Here is a 14,794-nt window from a genome sequence, read left to right on the forward strand (position 1 = left end):
TATGGACGCCCACCTGCAACGTGTGGAATGGCCCGCATCCCTGCACGCCCCGCCGGACGACCAAGCCGAGTCGCTGCACGGTTCGGAGCTGATAGCAAGGCAGTTGCAGGGTGCAAACGCGGCCGTACGTGAACTGCTGCTTGCACTTTCCGTGGGCTTCGCGTTGCCCCGCCCCCTTCCGGCGGATCTCCAGCACCGACTCGATATGGGTTCGGTGGAAGACCTTGACGCCTTGGTGGACCGCGCGGAGGCCACCGGTTTGCTGCGGCCGGATGGCACAGTGGTGGGGACCGCGCAACACGCCCTGCTCGCCGTTACGCCGGCCGCCAAGGTCCGTGCGCTGCAGCGTGAGCTGGTGACTGTCTTTGCCTCCGCAGGACAACCGCTCGGAAATCTTGCCCGGGAGCTGGCCAGGGGCGGCCTCGCCGATCCGCGCGTTGCCGTGGAACTGGAGCACGCCGCCGACGCCGCCCTGGAGAATGACCCCAGGCTTGCCTCACAGCTCTACGAGGAGGCACTCCTGGCAGGCGCCGACCCCCTGGCAACTGCGGCAAGGCGTGCCCGGGCCGCAGCAGGTGACGGCGATTTTGACGGCGCGGCGCGGATTGTTGATTCGCTCCTGGTCAGCACGGATCCGCCGGATGTGCGCACGGGCGTCGATGTGGCCGCCTCGGTATGGGCACACCGGGGAATGCTTGCCCGCGCGGCCGACGTCTACAACTGGCTGGGGGCGGACCGCGCGGGGGCATCCGCATCACTGGCCGCCGTCGCCCTGATCGGTACCGGCGACTGTAAGGCCGCGGAAGCATTCTTCCGTCCGGAGGCTCCGCAGGCCTCCCCGACACTCCTGGCCGCTGCCTTGATACAGACAGGCCAGGGAATCCTGGCCACCCTCGGAGAGAATCCGCAACAGGGAATCGCCGTGCTGATCCATGCCTCGGACATGCTCAACTCGGCGGGCACGGCGCTCCCGCTCCCGGAAACACCGGCTGCCCTTGCCGCCCTGGTGGCGTTGCACAGCGGCGAGCCGCACCTGGCCGAGACAGTATGCCGGGCGGCGGTGGCAGCAGGCCAGGGGGGCAGCGCCGCCCAACCCAGGCTCCTGTTGCTCCAGGCCTGGGCGGCCATGATGCAGGACAAACCGGACGAGGCACGGCTGGCCGCCGGAGAGGCCGCCAAGATCAACCACTGGGCCCTTGTTCCACGCGATGAATTCCTCAACGCGGCGCTCGACGTGGGGCTGGCCCGCAGGAACGGTGAGGTCCCGGAGCTCCTGCGGGCATGGGAGCGGGCCCGCGAGGCCATGCTTCATACGTGCGTGGACCTCTACAGCATGCTGCCGTGGGGCGAACTCATGATTGCTGCATCCCGCCTGCGTGAGACGCGCCGCGTGGCGCACTACATGGACGAAGCGTGGAAACTGCTCGGCCGGCTGGGGGAACCTCCCCTGTGGGCGGTTCCGCTGCATTGGGCCGCAGTCCAGGCCGCCCTGTTGAATGAGAGCCCGGCCGATCTTGCCCCGCACGCGGCAGCACTTGCCCGGGCCGCCACCCACAGCCACCTCGCCGCAATCCTTGCCGCCGCGGGCAAAGCCTGGGTCTCTGTGCTGGCTGGAAGGTTCGGCCCCGCCGAAGTGGAGGGTGCGGCCCGGCTGCTGGGTGCCGTGGGGATGCCATGGGAGGGTGCGCGGCTGGCCGGACACGCGGCCGCGCGCGCCGACGACCGCCGGGACATGATGCGCCTCCTCTCCTGCGCCCGGGAGCTTCGGCCGCGGGGCGGCCCGCCCGGCGACGCGGTGACGGGTCTGTCAGAGGTGCCGGCAGTCACCAGTGCCGACATCGGCGGGAAGGCCCAACCGGACGGGTCGGCGTTGAGCGAACGGGAGAAAGAAGTTGCCCGGCTGGTGCTGGAGGGCAAGACCTACCGTGAAATTGGGGAGGCTATCTATATTTCGCCACGGACGGCAGAGCATCACATCGCCCGGATCCGTCGCCGTCTTGGAGCCGAAAACCGCTCCGACCTGCTGGCCCGCCTGCGCCTTGCCCTCGGAGCGGACAATTCCCAGCACCTGCATCCGCGGCAGGAATGAAACCCTAATGCCCCTAGCGAACGGGGTATCCGTACCCTGCAGCAGCGGTCGTCGTTTGGGGGGAGGAGCCCGATGCCCCGTGAGCGGCCGCGAACCTAGGTTTGAACCAGCCCGGGCACCGCGCCCGCCGATCCAGAAATCGAAGAAGATGTGAGGACCACGCAGATGCCAACAGTCGCAAATGACCTCGTTCAGTTCCTCATGCACCTTTTCGGCGACCGGGAAGCAGTCCAGGAGTTCCTGGACAACCCGGAGCAGGCATTGGCGGACCACGGGCTCGGAAATGTGTGCTCGGCGGATGTTGACGCCGCCATGCCTGTTGTCCTCGACTACGCCCCCATCACCGTCAACGCCTCCTCGTTCGAGCGTACCTACGACACCGGCAGCAACGGCTCATGGGACAGCCATGGCGGGTACGGCACGGGCTACGGCAGCGCAACCTACGATGCTGAAGACCATGCCTACGCAGTCCAGCAGCTCCACCACGTGGTTAACCACTTCTCCTACACCCCGGGCGCAACTATCGTGGACGAGCGCGCCACCATTGCCGGCCAGTCCGCGCAGCAGAACGTCTGGGCCCACGGGGACGTGGAGCAGTGGTTCGAAACCGATGTTGCGGCGCCCGCCGGGGACCCCGCCGCAGTGGCCGCCGGCCATGCCCAGACCGCCGACATCGACCCCCGCCTGGACCCGGATGACTCGTTCGCCGAGGAACCCGATCATTCCGGCCACGCCCTTGAAGCCGGCCTGGTCCCCACCGCCGGCGACCCGTACAGCGATCCCTCCGTCCATGGCTCCGTGGCGGTGGACATGCACCTGGACGACCCCTTCCAAGACACCGACGCCAGCAGCTTGGTCGGGGACAACCAGCTCGATTTCGTCGAGGACAACCCCGGCCACCCCGATCCTGACCTGGAGGCCCACCACATCATTGACGTTCCGGTGGTTGACGACTCAGCCGGGCTGTAACACGCTGGTGCCGGAAGGTAAACGGCGGGCAGGAGGCGTCCACCTCCCGCCCGGGACATTGGGTACTGGAACGAAGGACGCACCGTGGCAGAAGCAGGACCCGCAAGGCCGCCTGTTGCCATGACGGCGGGCCAGCTCATGAAGCTGGTTGAGCAGGGCATGCAACTGGTGGGGAGCGGGGACCGATCGGACCTGCGCAAGAGGCTGGAGCTGGCCGCGGCCCGGTTGCAGGACCCAAGCATCAGGGTGATCGTGGTGGGGGAGTTCAAACAGGGCAAGAGCAAGCTCATCAATGCCCTGGTGAACGCCCCCGTGTGCCCGGTGGACGATGACATTGCCACCTCTGTTCCCACTGCCGTCCGGTACGGGGAACAGGCGTCCGCTGCCATCCTGGTCCCCACGGCCGGCAGCCCTGACGGCGGGGAAGAGGGCCTCGAGCGCCGCCCGGTGGACCTGGCGGACCTGCCCGCCCTGGTCTCCGAGCAAGGCAACCCGGGCAACAGCAGGAAGCTCACGGCCGCGGAGGTATCCCTGCCCCGCCGGGTCCTGACCGGCGGCCTCACCATCATCGACTCCCCGGGGGTGGGCGGCATGGGGTCCACCCACACGCTGACCACGCTCACCGCACTGCCCACGGCCGATGCCATGCTGCTGGTCTCGGACGCGTCACAGGAATACACCGAACCCGAACTCCGCTTCCTGCGCAAGGCCATGCGGATCACCCCCAGCGTCGCAGCGGTGCTCTCCAAGACAGACCTCTACCCGGACTGGCGGCGCGTGGAGGAGCTGGACCGGGCACACCTGGACCGGGTGGCACCGGACATTCCGCTGTTCCCGGTCTCCGCCGACCTCCGGCTGGAGGCCTCACGGCTCCAGGACAACGAGCTCAACGCCGAATCCGGCTATCCCGGCCTGGTGGCGCACCTGCGCAACGAGATCGTGGCGAAGGCCCAGCGACTCCAACGGCGCTCCGTCAGCCAGGACCTGCTCTCGGTCACCGCGAACCTCCGGTTGTCCCTGCGGTCCGAGCTGGAGGCCCTGGAGAATCCGGACGGGACCCCGCACATGCTTGAGGCCCTGGAACGCGCCAAAGCCGAGGCCGACGAACTGCGGAAGCGCTCCGCCCGCTGGCAGTTGACCCTCAGCGACGGCATCAACGACCTCATTGCCGACATGGAATACGACCTCCGTGACCGTCTTCGCCGGATCCAACGCGAAGCCGAGGCCGCGATCGACCAAGGCGATCCGGGGCCTGCCTGGGCCGAGTTCTCCCGGTGGCTCGAAGAATGCGTTGCCGCGGCTGTCTCTGACACGTTCGTCTGGACCAGCGAACGGTCCCAGTGGCTTGCGGCCCAGGTGGCAGACCACTTTGCCGCGGAGGAGGTGTCCTTGCCCGTCCTGCACGTCTCGGACTCCGGGGACGCCCTGGACCCGGTGGACCAGATGCCCGGGCTGGACCCGGGCCGGGTGAACCCGGTCCAGAAGGTCCTGATCGGCATGCGCGGATCCTACGGCGGCGTCCTGATGTTCGGCCTCTTGACCGGGATATTCGGGATGGCCCTGATCAATCCGCTCTCCGTGGGCGCCGGCCTGCTGCTGGGGCGCAAGGCCTACCGGGAGGACAAGGAAGCGCGGCTGAAGCGCCGCCAGGGCGAAGCCAAGACGCTGGTCAGGCGCCAGCTGGATGACGTGACGTTCCAGGTGGGAAAGCAACTGAAAGACAGGCTGCGCCTGGTGCAGCGGACCACCAGGGACCACTTCACCGAAATCGCGGACGAATACCACCGCTCGCTTTCGGACTCCGTGGCGGCAGCCCAAAACGCCGCCAACTCCTATGCCCAGGAGAAGGAAGGGCGCATCCGCGACATCACGACCGAACTCAAGAAGGTGGAGGCGTTGCACCGGGCCGCCGAAGCCGTATCCGCCGAGGTAAGCGCCGCCGGCGTCCGCACCGCCGCGGGGGTGGGATGACAGAGGCCACCATGGCCGGGGCGGCGAAACTCCTCCGGGACACCTTGGAGGCCTACCGCGACGACCCCGAAGCCGCAGCGATGCTTCAGGGCTATGCCCGGCGCCTGGCCGAACCGCTCAGGATCGCGGTGGCCGGCATGGTCAAAGCAGGGAAATCAACCCTCCTGAACGCCATCATCGGGGAAGAAATCGCTCCCACAGACACCGGCGAATGCACCAGGATCGTCACGTGGTACCGGTACGGACCCACGCCGCGCATCACGCTGCACCCCATCAACGGGGTGCCCAGGACCCTGCCGCTGAAACGCGTGGACGGGCGCCTGGTCTTCGTCCTGGACGGGATGCGGGCGGAGGACGTGGAAAGGCTCGACGTCCAATGGCCGTCGCCGGCACTGCAGGCCATGACACTGATTGACACCCCGGGGATCGCGTCCCTGTCCCGGGACGTGTCCGCGCGGAGCCTGGAGTTCCTCACTCCCGAGGATTCGGCGTCGGAAGCTGACGCCGTGATCTACCTGATGCGCCACATGCATGCGTCCGACCTCCGGTTCCTCGAATCCTTCCGCGACACCCGGGCCGGTCGCTCCGGCACGGTCAACGCCATCGCGGTGCTGTCCCGGGCCGACGAGGTGGGGGCCGGCCGGATCGACTCCCTGATCTCCGCCGGCAGCATCGCGGACAGGTACAGCCGCGACCCGAACCTGCGGAAACTGGCGCTGGCGGTGGTCCCGGTGGCCGGACTCCTGGCCCAAAGTGCCCGGACACTGCGCCAGGCGGACTTTGAAGCCCTGCGCATGCTGGCAACCCTTGACCGGACCGCCCGTGAACGGATGCTGCTCTCCGCCGACAGGTTCCGCCGGTCCACCGAACCCGGGGGACTGACGGAGGAGGCGCGGACGGCACTCCTGGAGCGTTACGGGCTTTTTGGCATCCGGCTGGCCTCGGTCCTGATCCGGAACGGGTTCACGGACGCCACGCCCCTGGCCCATGAGCTTGCCCGGCGCAGCGGACTGGACCCGCTGCTGGACGTGCTGGACCGCCAATTCCAGGCGAGGTCCGAGGCATTGAAGGCCAGGACTGCGCTGGCGGCGGTGGAGAACCTCCTGGCCGGCCGCCCCCGCGAGGGGACGGAGCGCGTGGAGGCCGCCCTGGAACGGCTCCAGGCCAACGCCCACGAGTTCCGGGAGCTCCAGCTGCTCGCGGTGTTGCGGACCACGGGCGTGGACCTGCCACCGGATCTGGCTGCGGAAGCTGAACGGCTCCTCGGCGGCAACGGCGCGGCCTCCTGGGTGCGGCTGGGCCTGGATGCCGCCTCCGCCCCCGGGACGTTGGAGGCAGAGGCCCGGCGCTGCCTGGCGCGCTGGCGTGCGGTGGCCGAGAGCCCCCTGACCGGAAGGCCGGCCGCGGAGGCATGCCGGGTAGTGATCCGCAGCTGCGAGGGCGTGGTGGCCGCGTTCGGCGACCGCAACCGCCAGCCGCGGTCAGCCTAGTGAACGTCCCTGCCGCAACCACGCACCGGCCGGCGGCAGGAACAGGAGCACCAGGCCGCCGAACCCCAAGGCCAGCCCGGCCACCCACAGCATCACCACATAGCTGCCCGCCGCACCGCCGGGGACCAGGAAGGCGGACGCCAACAGCAGCACCGGCAGGTGGCTGGCCAGCAGCGGAAGAAGGACCCAGCGTGCCCAGGCCCTGCGGGCAAGCACCGCAGCCAGGGCAACCGCCTCCAGCAGCGTGACCAGCAGGAGGGCTGCCATGCTGCCCCAAAAGACGATGTCCGCGGCGGTGCCCACCGGCGCCATCCCGTTGCGCGCGGCCGTGTCCGCCACCAGCGCGCGGAGGCGTTGCAGGTTCGAATCCCGGGCCGCAAAGGAGCCGGCCAGCACGGTAAGCCCGGCGAGGAAGCTCAGGACCCAGAGGGTGCGGGCAGTCCTTACGGTGCGGGGCAGGGAAGGGGTGGCCGGGATGGGCGGCGGTGCGGACCAGGACATCCCGGGCCGCGGCGGAGGAGCGGACAGGCGCCGCTCGTCTCCTCCCGGCGGGGACGTCATGGCCCCTATTTCAATCCGTCGGTATCGTGTTCGTCGGTGCCGCGCCGGGGCTTCCGGTCGCCGTCCTTGGCCTTGGCATCCAGCTCATCCTTGAGCTTCTTGAGCCGCTCGGCCTCGGCCTGGTTGCGGCGCCGGGACTCCAGGTTGCGGAGGAAGTCGGGATCGTCGTCCGGGGCGGTGGAGTGGGGGTAGCTCGGCCGGGGCTCTGCGGTGCCGCGCGGCCTGCCGATCAGCAGCCACAGGATGGCGCCCAGGACGGGCAGGATGATCTGGACGATAATCCACGCCGGTTTGGAAATGCCCCTGGTCAGGCGGCCCTCGGTACGGATCACGTCCACCAGGCCATACACAAAGATGACGAGGACTGCGACGGCCAAAGCCACACGGAAGAGCATGCCATCAAGTCTATCGTCAGGACGCGCAGGGGCCGCGGGCGGAGGCGGCTAAACTTGGATAGTGGCCTTTTTGAAATATTCCCTGATCCGGCTCGCGATCTTCCTGCCCCTGTTCATCCTCTTCGCGTTCCTGCAGGTCGGGGTGCTGATGTCAGTGGTCTGCGCCGGGCTCATCGCCTTCGCCATTAGCTACCTGTTCTTCCAGAAGCAGCGGGACGCTGCCACCGCAGCCCTGCAGCACCGCTTTTCCGGAAAAGCGAAGCCACTGCGCTCGGCCGGGGAAATCCAGGACGCGAACGCCGAGGACGCCCTCCTCGATGCCAACCCTGAGATCACCATCAACAACGCCAAGGGCAGTAAGAACGCCTAGAACCCGTGGCTGAGGATCAGGCCCAGTGAGAACAAAACGCTGTAGCCGAGGTTGATCAGCCCGGTCTGCTTGAGGACCGGGATCAGGCTCTTGCGCTTGCGCCCGTTGATCATGAGCCAGGCCGGCATCAGGCATGCCGGGATGAGCAGCAGCACGATCAGGATCCATGGCCGGCCGGGGGCCAGGATCACCACCAGCAGGATGGCGACGGCCAGCATCAGGACGTAGCTTTCGCGCGCATGCTTGTCTCCGAGCCGCACGGCGAGGGTCTTCTTGCCGGCCTGCATGTCAGTGGGGATGTCCCTGACGTTGTTGGCCATCAGCAGCGCCGTGGCGATCAGCCCGGTGCCGATCGCGCCGATCACTGCCGGCAGGCTGATGTGCCCGGCCTGGGTGTAGGCGGTTCCCAGGGTGGCCACGAGGCCGAAGAACACGAACACGAAGAGGTCGCCGAGGCCCATATAGCCGTAGGGGTTCTTGCCGCCCGTATAGCCCCAGGCAGCCATGACGCAGCCCAGCCCCACCAGGATCAGCCACCATGCCTGGGTCAGGACCACCAGGACCAGGCCGAACACCATGGCCAGGGCAAACATGCCGAACGCGGCCCACTTCACGTGCTCAGGCTTGGCCGCGCCCGAGCCCACCAGCCGCAACGGCCCCACGCGGTCGTCGTCCGTACCGCGGATGCCGTCCGAGTAGTCGTTTGCGAAGTTGACACCCACTTGCAGCAGGAGCGCCACCAGCGCCGCGAGGATGGCATTGGGCAGCAGGAACGAGTCCATTTCGTAGGCGGCGGCGGTGCCGATCAGCACCGGCGCGATCGCTGCCGGGAGTGTCCGGAGTCGGGCGCCTTGGATCCATTGGGCGGCTGTGGCCACGGTTAGTACCTCGTGTTGTTTCGATAAGACGGCAGGATGGAACGGGCGCACCCGCCGCGGTGGTGCAGGTCCACTCTACTTTCCCCCGTGCAGGGCGCTGAGTTCCGCGGTCATGGCGAGCCGGTCAGGTTTGCCGTTGGGCAGCATCCGCAGCTCCGGCGCGGTGAGGATGGTCTTGGGTGCCAGGACCCCCAATTCCCGCTGCCACTGCTGTTGGAGTTCGACGGCGGGGTCCCCGGCTTCCTGCCCCGCGCCGGCCTTCGCCTTGCCGCCGTGGGCGTCGGTTCCATCCCCGGCCAGGGCGACGTAGGCGGCCACGGCCTGGCCCCATTCCGCGGAGGGGACGCCGGCCACGAAAGCCGAGGAGACGGCGTCGGACTGTTCCAGCTGCTCCTGCACGTGGGCGGCGGAAACCTTGATTCCTCCGGTGATGATGACGTCGTCGGCCCGGCCCAGCACGGTGAGGCGGCCGTCGTCGTCAATGGTGCCGAGGTCGCTGGTGCGGTACCAGCGCACGCCGTCCTCCTCGAAGAAGGTCCCTGTTTCTTCATCGGGTGCCTCAATGTAGCCGGCAGCCACCGTGTCCCCGCCCAGGAGGATCCGGCCGTCCGCGGCCACCCGGACCGAGACGCCCTCCAGGGGGTAGCCATCGTAGATGCAGCCGCCGGAGGTTTCGGCGGAACCGTAGGTGGTGATCACGCGCACGCCGGCGTCCCGGGCAGCTGCCAGCAGGGACTGCGGCGCCGGGGCGCCGCCCAGCAGGATGGCGTTAAACCGGCGGAGTGCCGCCAGGGTTTCCGGCGAGGGATCATCCAGGAGCCGTTGGAGCTGGGTGGGAACCAGGGAGGTGAAGCGGATTTTGTCGGTCAGTTCCAGCGCTGCGGCGGTAAAGGCCTCCGGCGTGAAGCCGCCGGACATGTCCATGACCCAGGGCCGGGTCCCGGCGAACAGGGACCGCACCAGCACCTGGATCCCGGCAACGAACTGCACGGGGAGGGCCAGCAGCCATTGCCCCTCGCCCTTGAGCCGCAGCGCGGTGGCCATGGAGGAGGCCGCCAGGGATTCCACCGTCAGCAGCGTTGCCTTGGGGGTGCCGGTGGATCCTGAGGTGCGCACCACGGCCACGGCGTCGTCGCAGCCGGGGGTTTCCACGTGCCCCACCACCAGGCCGCCATCTGCCCCCACGGAGAGTTCGACGGCGGGGCCCTCGCCGTGGAGGGCTGCCGCCAGGGCTTTCAGGGCGGGTTCGATGTTGAGCGGCCCGCCGGTGCCGGGGGCTGGTGTTTCTTCGCTGTTCATTGCCGTCCCTTCTTAGAAGTAGTGCGGGAAGCGTGACCAGTCGGGGTCGCGTTTTTGCAGGAAGGCTTCCTTTCCTTCCACAGCTTCGTCGGTCATGTATGCGAGCCGGGTGGCCTCGCCGGCAAACACCTGTTGGCCTGCCAGGCCGTCGTCGGCCAGGTTGAAGGCGAACTTCAGCATGCGGATGGCCTGCGGCGATTGCCGGGCGATGTCCGCCGCGTATTCCAGCGCCACTTCTTCGAGGCGCGCGTGGTCCACTGCCTCGTTCACGGCGCCCATCCGAACCATGTCCTCAGCGGAATATTCGCGGGCCAGGAAGAAGATTTCCCGGGCGGTCTTTTGGCCCACCTGCCGCGCCAGCAGCGCGGAGCCGTAGCCGGCGTCGAAACTTCCCACCGTGGCGTCGGTCTGCTTGAACTTGCCGTGCTGCCGGGATGCGATGGTGAGGTCGCTGACCACGTGCAGCGAGTGGCCGCCGCCGGCCGCCCAGCCGTTGACGACGGCGATGACCACCTTGGGCATGGTGCGCATGAGCCGCTGGACTTCCAGGATGTGCAACCGTCCGGCGCGGGCTGGGTCGATGGTCTCCTGCGTCTCGCCGTCGGCATACCGGTAACCGTCCCTGCCCCGGATCCGCTGGTCACCGCCCGAGCAAAAGGAGTGGCCGCCGTCCTTGGGGGAGGGGCCGTTGCCGGTCAACAGCACGGTGGCAACGTCCGGGGTCATCCGGGCGTGGTCCATGGCGCGGTACAGCTCATCCACGGTGCCTGGACGGAACGCGTTGCGGACCTCCGGCCGGTTGAACGCGATGCGGACCGTGGGCAGGTCGCGCACCCAGCCGCCGTCGGAATCCCGCTCCACCTGCCGGTGGTAGGTCATGTCCTGGAAGTCATCGAAGCCGGAAACCACCCGCCAGCGCGTGGGATCGAAGACGTCGGACACCGGGGCGGGGATCTGGTTGCTCACCGTCCAAGTCTAGTAATCGGCTTCAGCTGATGCAGAACTCGTTGCCTTCGGGGTCCGCCATGGTGTGCCAGGAATGCGGCCCCTGCCCCGCCGTCCAGAGGAAGGACGCGCCGCGGGCCTCGAGTTCGCGCCGCACCTCGTCCTTGTCCCGGCCGTCCAGCCTGACGTCCCAGTGCACGCGGTTCTTCACGGTTTTCTGCTCGGGGGCGGTCTGGAAGAGCATGCGCCGGGCGGGGGCTTTGGCGTCGATTTCCTCGGGCGGCCGGATGGCTGCGCCGTCCTTCCACACCAGGTTTCCTCGGTGCGTCATGGTCTGGTCCCCGGTGGCATAGCCCTGATCGATCATGGAGCGGATGAAGCCGGCATCCTGCGGTTCCACGGACCATTGCAGGGTTTCGGCCCACCAGTCGGCGAGCTCATGCGGGTTTGACGAGTCGATCACGATTTGGATATTCAGTCCCATCAGTCCACGGTAAGGGCGGCTGCGGAGTTGGGGAAGGGGGCGCCGTCGATGGGCATCCTCAACCTACAACGTTGTAAAGTATTCTTGACAATATGTCATGACATACGTCACAGTTTCTAGCGGAAAGGGTTTTCCCCGCTACCGCGAGAGACAGGACAGAGCATTGTCAGAGACGACAAGAACCTCCAGCATCACCCGCCGCCAGTTTGGGCTGACGGCCTTCGGACTGTCGGCGCTGGCCGCCGGCCTCACCGCCTGCAGCGGAGGAGGGGGCGGAAGCTCCTCGGGCGGCGGCGCCAAGACCCTGCAGCTGATCCTGTCCGGCGATACCAACCAGGGCGGCGCGTTCGCTGCCGCCGCCAAGAAGTACAAGGAAGCCACCGGGATCACCATCGAGGTTGTCGACGTCCCCACCGCGGACATCACCACCAAGCTGAAGAACGCCGCCACCGCGAACGACCTCCCGGCCCTGGCCCGCGTCACCGCCATCGACCCGTTGTGGGCCAACCAGCTCCAGGACCTCTCGGACATCGCCACGTCGCACGCCATCGATCCGAACTTCCTGCAAAAATCGCCGGACGGCATCCTTCCCGCCATCCCGTCCGACCTCACCGCCGTGGGCCTCTTCATCAACAAGAGCCTGTTCACCAAGGCGGGCGTCGCCTTCCCCACGTCGATCGACACCACCTGGACCTGGGATGAGTTCATCGCAGCCGTGAACCAGGTCCGCGCTAAAGCCGGCGCCAAGTACGGCGTGGTGATGGACCGTTCCGGCCACCGGCTGCGGGCCATGATGTACGAATTCGGCAGCACCGCCTTTGCCAAGGAAAACGGCAAGTACGCCGGGGACAGCAAAGCCGTGGAAACGCTGGACTACTTCAAGAAGATCAACGACGACCAGACCATGCCCAAGTCCGTCTGGCTTAGCGGCGAGGACGGCAACGCCATGTTCAAGAGCGGCCAGGTGGCCGCCTACTACTCCGGCAGCTGGCAGGTGGCGGACTTCAACAAGAACATCAAGGACTTCGAGTGGTTGTCCGTGCCGCTGCCCAAGAAGGCCGTCAACGCCACCAACCTCGGCGGCGGCTTCATGGTCGCCTTCAAGGACACCGGCGCAGATGAGGAAGCCAAGAAGTTCATTGACTGGTTCTACAACGACGCCAACTACACCGAGTTCGCCAAGACGGGCGGCTACCTGCCGGTGAAGGACCTGAAAGTGGACTACCCGTTCCAGCAGGCATCGTTTGAGCTCTACCAGAAGCAGATCGCCGGCAACCAGGCCAAGGGGGACAACGCCATCAAGCGCGTGGTCATCGAGGCGTACGCCGAAACGCCGTTCTCCGGCGATCCGCTCCGGGAGGAGACCGTCAAGATGCTCTCCGGCAGCCAGGACGCCAAGACCACGGTGGACAACATCGTGAAGCTCTACAACGGCGCCTGATCCCGTGGCACAACCAACCATCACCCCGACGGCGCCCCCGGCACCGCAGCCAGGGCCGGTCCGCAGCAAGTCGGCGCTGAAGCGCCGCAACCGCTACGTCGTTGCCCCGCTGGTCCTCATCGGCGTCAACGTGGTCCTCTTCCTGGTGTTCTTCGTCTGGCCGGGAGCGCTGGGGATGCTCTACTCCTTCACGGACTACCGCGGGATCGGCAAGCTGCACTTCATCGGCTTGGCCAACTTCCAGAAACTCTTCGCGGACGGCTCGTTCTACGCCGCCTTGGGCCGGACCTTCGTATACACGGTCCTGTCGGTGCCGCTGGTGTACGTCTGCTCCCTGGGCGTGGCCGCCCTGCTGGTCAGCAAGGCCGTCCGCGGCCGCACCGCGGCGAAGACCGTCATCTTCCTGCCGTGGCTCATTTCGCCCATCGTGGTGGGCGTCATCTGGAAGTGGCTGTTCGGCCAGGACTTCGGGTTCATCAACTTCCTGATATCCGGCCTCGGCGGCCATCCGCTGCCATGGTCCAGCGACGGCAACCTGGCCCTCGCCGTGGTCATCTTCGCCTCGGCGTGGGGCGGCACCGCCTTCAACATGCTGCTGTTCATCGCCGCGCTGAAGAACATTCCGGAATCCCTGCTGGAGGCGGCGGAGCTGGACGGCGCCAACGCCTGGCAGCGCTTCCGGCACGTCACCCTGCCGGGCATCGCGCCAACGTCGTTCATGGTGATCCTGCTCTCCACCATCCACGCCATGAAGGAATTCGCCATGATCCAGGCGCTGACCGGCGGCGGCCCCGGAACGCAGAACACCCTGATCGTGCAGTACATCTACAAAACCGGTTTTGAGCAGTCAAAGGTGGGCTACGCCAGCGCCGCCTCCATGGTGCTGATGGTGGTCCTGCTGGCCATCGCCCTCATCCAGCTGCGGTTCAACAGGAAGAAGGGCTGACCCATGGCAACAGCTGCCAACCTGCCTCCCGCGGTGGCGGAGGAGCACGCGCCGCAAACCCGGAAGGCGCCCGCACCACGCCGCAGGGACGGCCGCAACCAGCCGGGCAACCGGGAGGTCCGGGCCAAGGCCTCCATCCCCCTGACCCTGCTGATGTGGGTGATCGCCGCCGTTTACGCGCTGCCCCTGCTCTGGTTCCTGCTCAGCTCGTTCAAGCCCGGCAGCGAACTGTTCAGCTACCCCCTGTCCATGATTCCCCGGGAATGGACCTTCCAGGGCTTCGTGGATGCGTGGGAGCGGGTGGACTTCGCCCAGTACTTCCTGAACACCGCCACGGTGTCCATTACCACCACGGTGCTGACGGTCTTCTTCAGCGCCTGCACCGGTTATGCGCTGGCCAAGTACAACAACAAGGGCACCAGGCTGTTCTTCGTGTGCATCCTTGCCACCACCATGCTGCCCACCGAGGTAATCCTGAACCCCACGTTCTCGGTGATCCGGGACCTGGGCCTCTACAACTCGCTGGCGGGCATCATCGTGCCGTCGGTGCTCACGGCCACCGGGGTTTTCATGTTCCGGCAGTTCTTCCTCACGGTTCCGGATGACCTGCTGCACTCCGCCAGGATCGACGGCGCGGGCGAGCTGGCCATCTTCTTCCGGATCATGCTCCCGTTGTCCAAGCCCATCCTGTTCACGCTGGCCATCTTCTCCTTCCAGTGGCGGTGGAACGACTACATCTGGCCCCTGATCGTGCTCAACGACCCCAAGTGGTACACCCTGCAGGTGGCGCTGCGGAGCATCGTGGGAGCTGAAAACATCGACTGGCCGGTGCTCCTCGGGGCCTCGGTGATCTCGCTCCTGCCGCTGGTCCTGGTGTTCTTCGTCTTCCAGAAATACGTGCTCAACGCGGACGTCAGCGCCGGGCTGAAGGATTAGGACGGTCCCGTCACGGACGG

14 protein-coding genes are annotated in these 14,794 nt (G+C 67.2%); 8 read left to right on the forward strand and 6 right to left on the reverse strand.

Annotated elements, in window-relative coordinates:
• The first annotated feature begins 1 nt into the window (after position 1).
• The 4 genes from ACFVVC_RS06885 (at position 2) to ACFVVC_RS06900 (ending at position 6,519) form a co-directional block, all read left to right on the forward strand.
• Entirely contained in the window at positions 2–2,089 is a 2,088-nt protein-coding gene (locus tag ACFVVC_RS06885) for a LuxR C-terminal-related transcriptional regulator (RefSeq protein WP_387450511.1), read from the forward strand.
• A 165-nt stretch (positions 2,090–2,254) separates the two neighbouring features.
• Complete coding sequence (locus ACFVVC_RS06890) at positions 2,255–3,058, forward strand: IniB N-terminal domain-containing protein (protein ID WP_387450513.1); 804 nt, start codon at positions 2,255–2,257, stop codon at positions 3,056–3,058.
• Between the two features lie 120 nt (positions 3,059–3,178).
• Positions 3,179–5,029 (forward strand): dynamin family protein, encoded by a 1,851-nt coding sequence (locus ACFVVC_RS06895; RefSeq protein WP_387451131.1) that lies wholly within the window; start codon positions 3,179–3,181, stop codon positions 5,027–5,029.
• Positions 5,026–6,519: a dynamin family protein gene (locus tag ACFVVC_RS06900; protein ID WP_387450515.1), complete on the forward strand. Its 1,494-nt coding sequence runs from the start codon at positions 5,026–5,028 to the stop codon at positions 6,517–6,519. The genes ACFVVC_RS06895 and ACFVVC_RS06900 overlap by 4 nt, the downstream gene beginning before the upstream one ends.
• On the opposite strand, the gene ACFVVC_RS06905 is transcribed toward ACFVVC_RS06900, so the two are convergent.
• Together ACFVVC_RS06905 and ACFVVC_RS06910 are read right to left on the reverse strand one after the other, a co-directional pair.
• Positions 6,511–7,080, reverse strand: a complete 570-nt coding sequence (locus ACFVVC_RS06905; RefSeq protein WP_387450517.1) for a hypothetical protein — start codon at positions 7,078–7,080, stop codon at positions 6,511–6,513. The two genes, ACFVVC_RS06900 and ACFVVC_RS06905, sit on opposite strands and share 9 nt — an antisense overlap.
• A 5-nt stretch (positions 7,081–7,085) precedes the next feature.
• Positions 7,086–7,475, reverse strand: a complete 390-nt coding sequence (locus ACFVVC_RS06910) for a PLD nuclease N-terminal domain-containing protein (RefSeq protein WP_387450519.1) — start codon at positions 7,473–7,475, stop codon at positions 7,086–7,088.
• Between the two features lie 61 nt (positions 7,476–7,536).
• Between ACFVVC_RS06910 and ACFVVC_RS06915 the strand changes: the two genes are divergently transcribed.
• Positions 7,537–7,845 (forward strand): DUF4229 domain-containing protein, encoded by a 309-nt coding sequence (locus tag ACFVVC_RS06915; RefSeq protein ID WP_387450521.1) that lies wholly within the window; start codon positions 7,537–7,539, stop codon positions 7,843–7,845.
• On the opposite strand, the gene ACFVVC_RS06920 is transcribed toward ACFVVC_RS06915, so the two are convergent.
• The 4 genes from ACFVVC_RS06920 to ACFVVC_RS06935 form a co-directional block, all read right to left on the reverse strand.
• Positions 7,842–8,723 carry a 1,4-dihydroxy-2-naphthoate polyprenyltransferase gene (locus ACFVVC_RS06920; protein WP_387450523.1) on the reverse strand — a complete coding sequence of 294 codons (882 nt, stop codon included), beginning with the start codon at positions 8,721–8,723 and terminating at the stop codon, positions 7,842–7,844. The two genes, ACFVVC_RS06915 and ACFVVC_RS06920, sit on opposite strands and share 4 nt — an antisense overlap.
• Positions 8,724–8,798: 75 nt before the next feature.
• Positions 8,799–10,022, reverse strand: coding sequence for an AMP-binding protein (locus ACFVVC_RS06925; RefSeq protein WP_387450525.1), 1,224 nt, complete (start codon positions 10,020–10,022; stop codon positions 8,799–8,801).
• A gap of 12 nt (positions 10,023–10,034) precedes the next feature.
• Positions 10,035–10,988: a 1,4-dihydroxy-2-naphthoyl-CoA synthase gene (locus ACFVVC_RS06930; protein WP_387450527.1), complete on the reverse strand. Its 954-nt coding sequence runs from the start codon at positions 10,986–10,988 to the stop codon at positions 10,035–10,037.
• 22 nt (positions 10,989–11,010) lie between these two features.
• Positions 11,011–11,451: a VOC family protein gene (locus ACFVVC_RS06935; protein WP_387450529.1), complete on the reverse strand. Its 441-nt coding sequence runs from the start codon at positions 11,449–11,451 to the stop codon at positions 11,011–11,013.
• Positions 11,452–11,614: 163 nt separating this feature from the next.
• Between ACFVVC_RS06935 and ACFVVC_RS06940 the strand changes: the two genes are divergently transcribed.
• The 3 genes from ACFVVC_RS06940 to ACFVVC_RS06950 are packed head-to-tail and all read left to right on the forward strand — an operon-like array spanning position 11,615 to position 14,774.
• Positions 11,615–12,892 carry an ABC transporter substrate-binding protein gene (locus tag ACFVVC_RS06940; protein ID WP_387450531.1) on the forward strand — a complete coding sequence of 426 codons (1,278 nt, stop codon included), beginning with the start codon at positions 11,615–11,617 and terminating at the stop codon, positions 12,890–12,892.
• A gap of 4 nt (positions 12,893–12,896) precedes the next feature.
• Positions 12,897–13,838, forward strand: a complete 942-nt coding sequence (locus ACFVVC_RS06945; RefSeq protein WP_387450533.1) for a carbohydrate ABC transporter permease — start codon at positions 12,897–12,899, stop codon at positions 13,836–13,838.
• 3 nt (positions 13,839–13,841) lie between these two features.
• A complete protein-coding gene (locus ACFVVC_RS06950) occupies positions 13,842–14,774 on the forward strand; it encodes a carbohydrate ABC transporter permease (RefSeq protein WP_387450535.1) in 933 nt (310 codons plus the stop codon).
• Positions 14,775–14,794: the final 20 nt, after the last annotated feature.

The sequence above is a fragment of the Pseudarthrobacter sp. NPDC058196 genome, from assembly GCF_042882685.1.
Lineage (GTDB): Bacteria > Actinomycetota > Actinomycetes > Actinomycetales > Micrococcaceae > Arthrobacter.

What these genes read in the sequence shown, in the direction of transcription:
- ACFVVC_RS06885 (WP_387450511.1), top strand. Translation starts at nt 2, where the DNA reads ATGGACGCCCACCTGCAACGTGTGGAATGGCCCGCATCCCTGCACGCC.
- ACFVVC_RS06890 (WP_387450513.1), top strand. Translation starts at nt 2,255, where the DNA reads ATGCCAACAGTCGCAAATGACCTCGTTCAGTTCCTCATGCACCTTTTC.
- ACFVVC_RS06895 (WP_387451131.1), top strand. Translation starts at nt 3,179, where the DNA reads ATGACGGCGGGCCAGCTCATGAAGCTGGTTGAGCAGGGCATGCAACTG.
- ACFVVC_RS06900 (WP_387450515.1), top strand. Translation starts at nt 5,026, where the DNA reads ATGACAGAGGCCACCATGGCCGGGGCGGCGAAACTCCTCCGGGACACC.
- ACFVVC_RS06905 (WP_387450517.1), bottom strand. Translation starts at nt 7,080, where the DNA reads ATGACGTCCCCGCCGGGAGGAGACGAGCGGCGCCTGTCCGCTCCTCCG.
- ACFVVC_RS06910 (WP_387450519.1), bottom strand. Translation starts at nt 7,475, where the DNA reads ATGCTCTTCCGTGTGGCTTTGGCCGTCGCAGTCCTCGTCATCTTTGTG.
- ACFVVC_RS06925 (WP_387450525.1), bottom strand. Translation starts at nt 10,022, where the DNA reads ATGAACAGCGAAGAAACACCAGCCCCCGGCACCGGCGGGCCGCTCAAC.
- ACFVVC_RS06935 (WP_387450529.1), bottom strand. Translation starts at nt 11,451, where the DNA reads ATGGGACTGAATATCCAAATCGTGATCGACTCGTCAAACCCGCATGAG.
- ACFVVC_RS06950 (WP_387450535.1), top strand. Translation starts at nt 13,842, where the DNA reads ATGGCAACAGCTGCCAACCTGCCTCCCGCGGTGGCGGAGGAGCACGCG.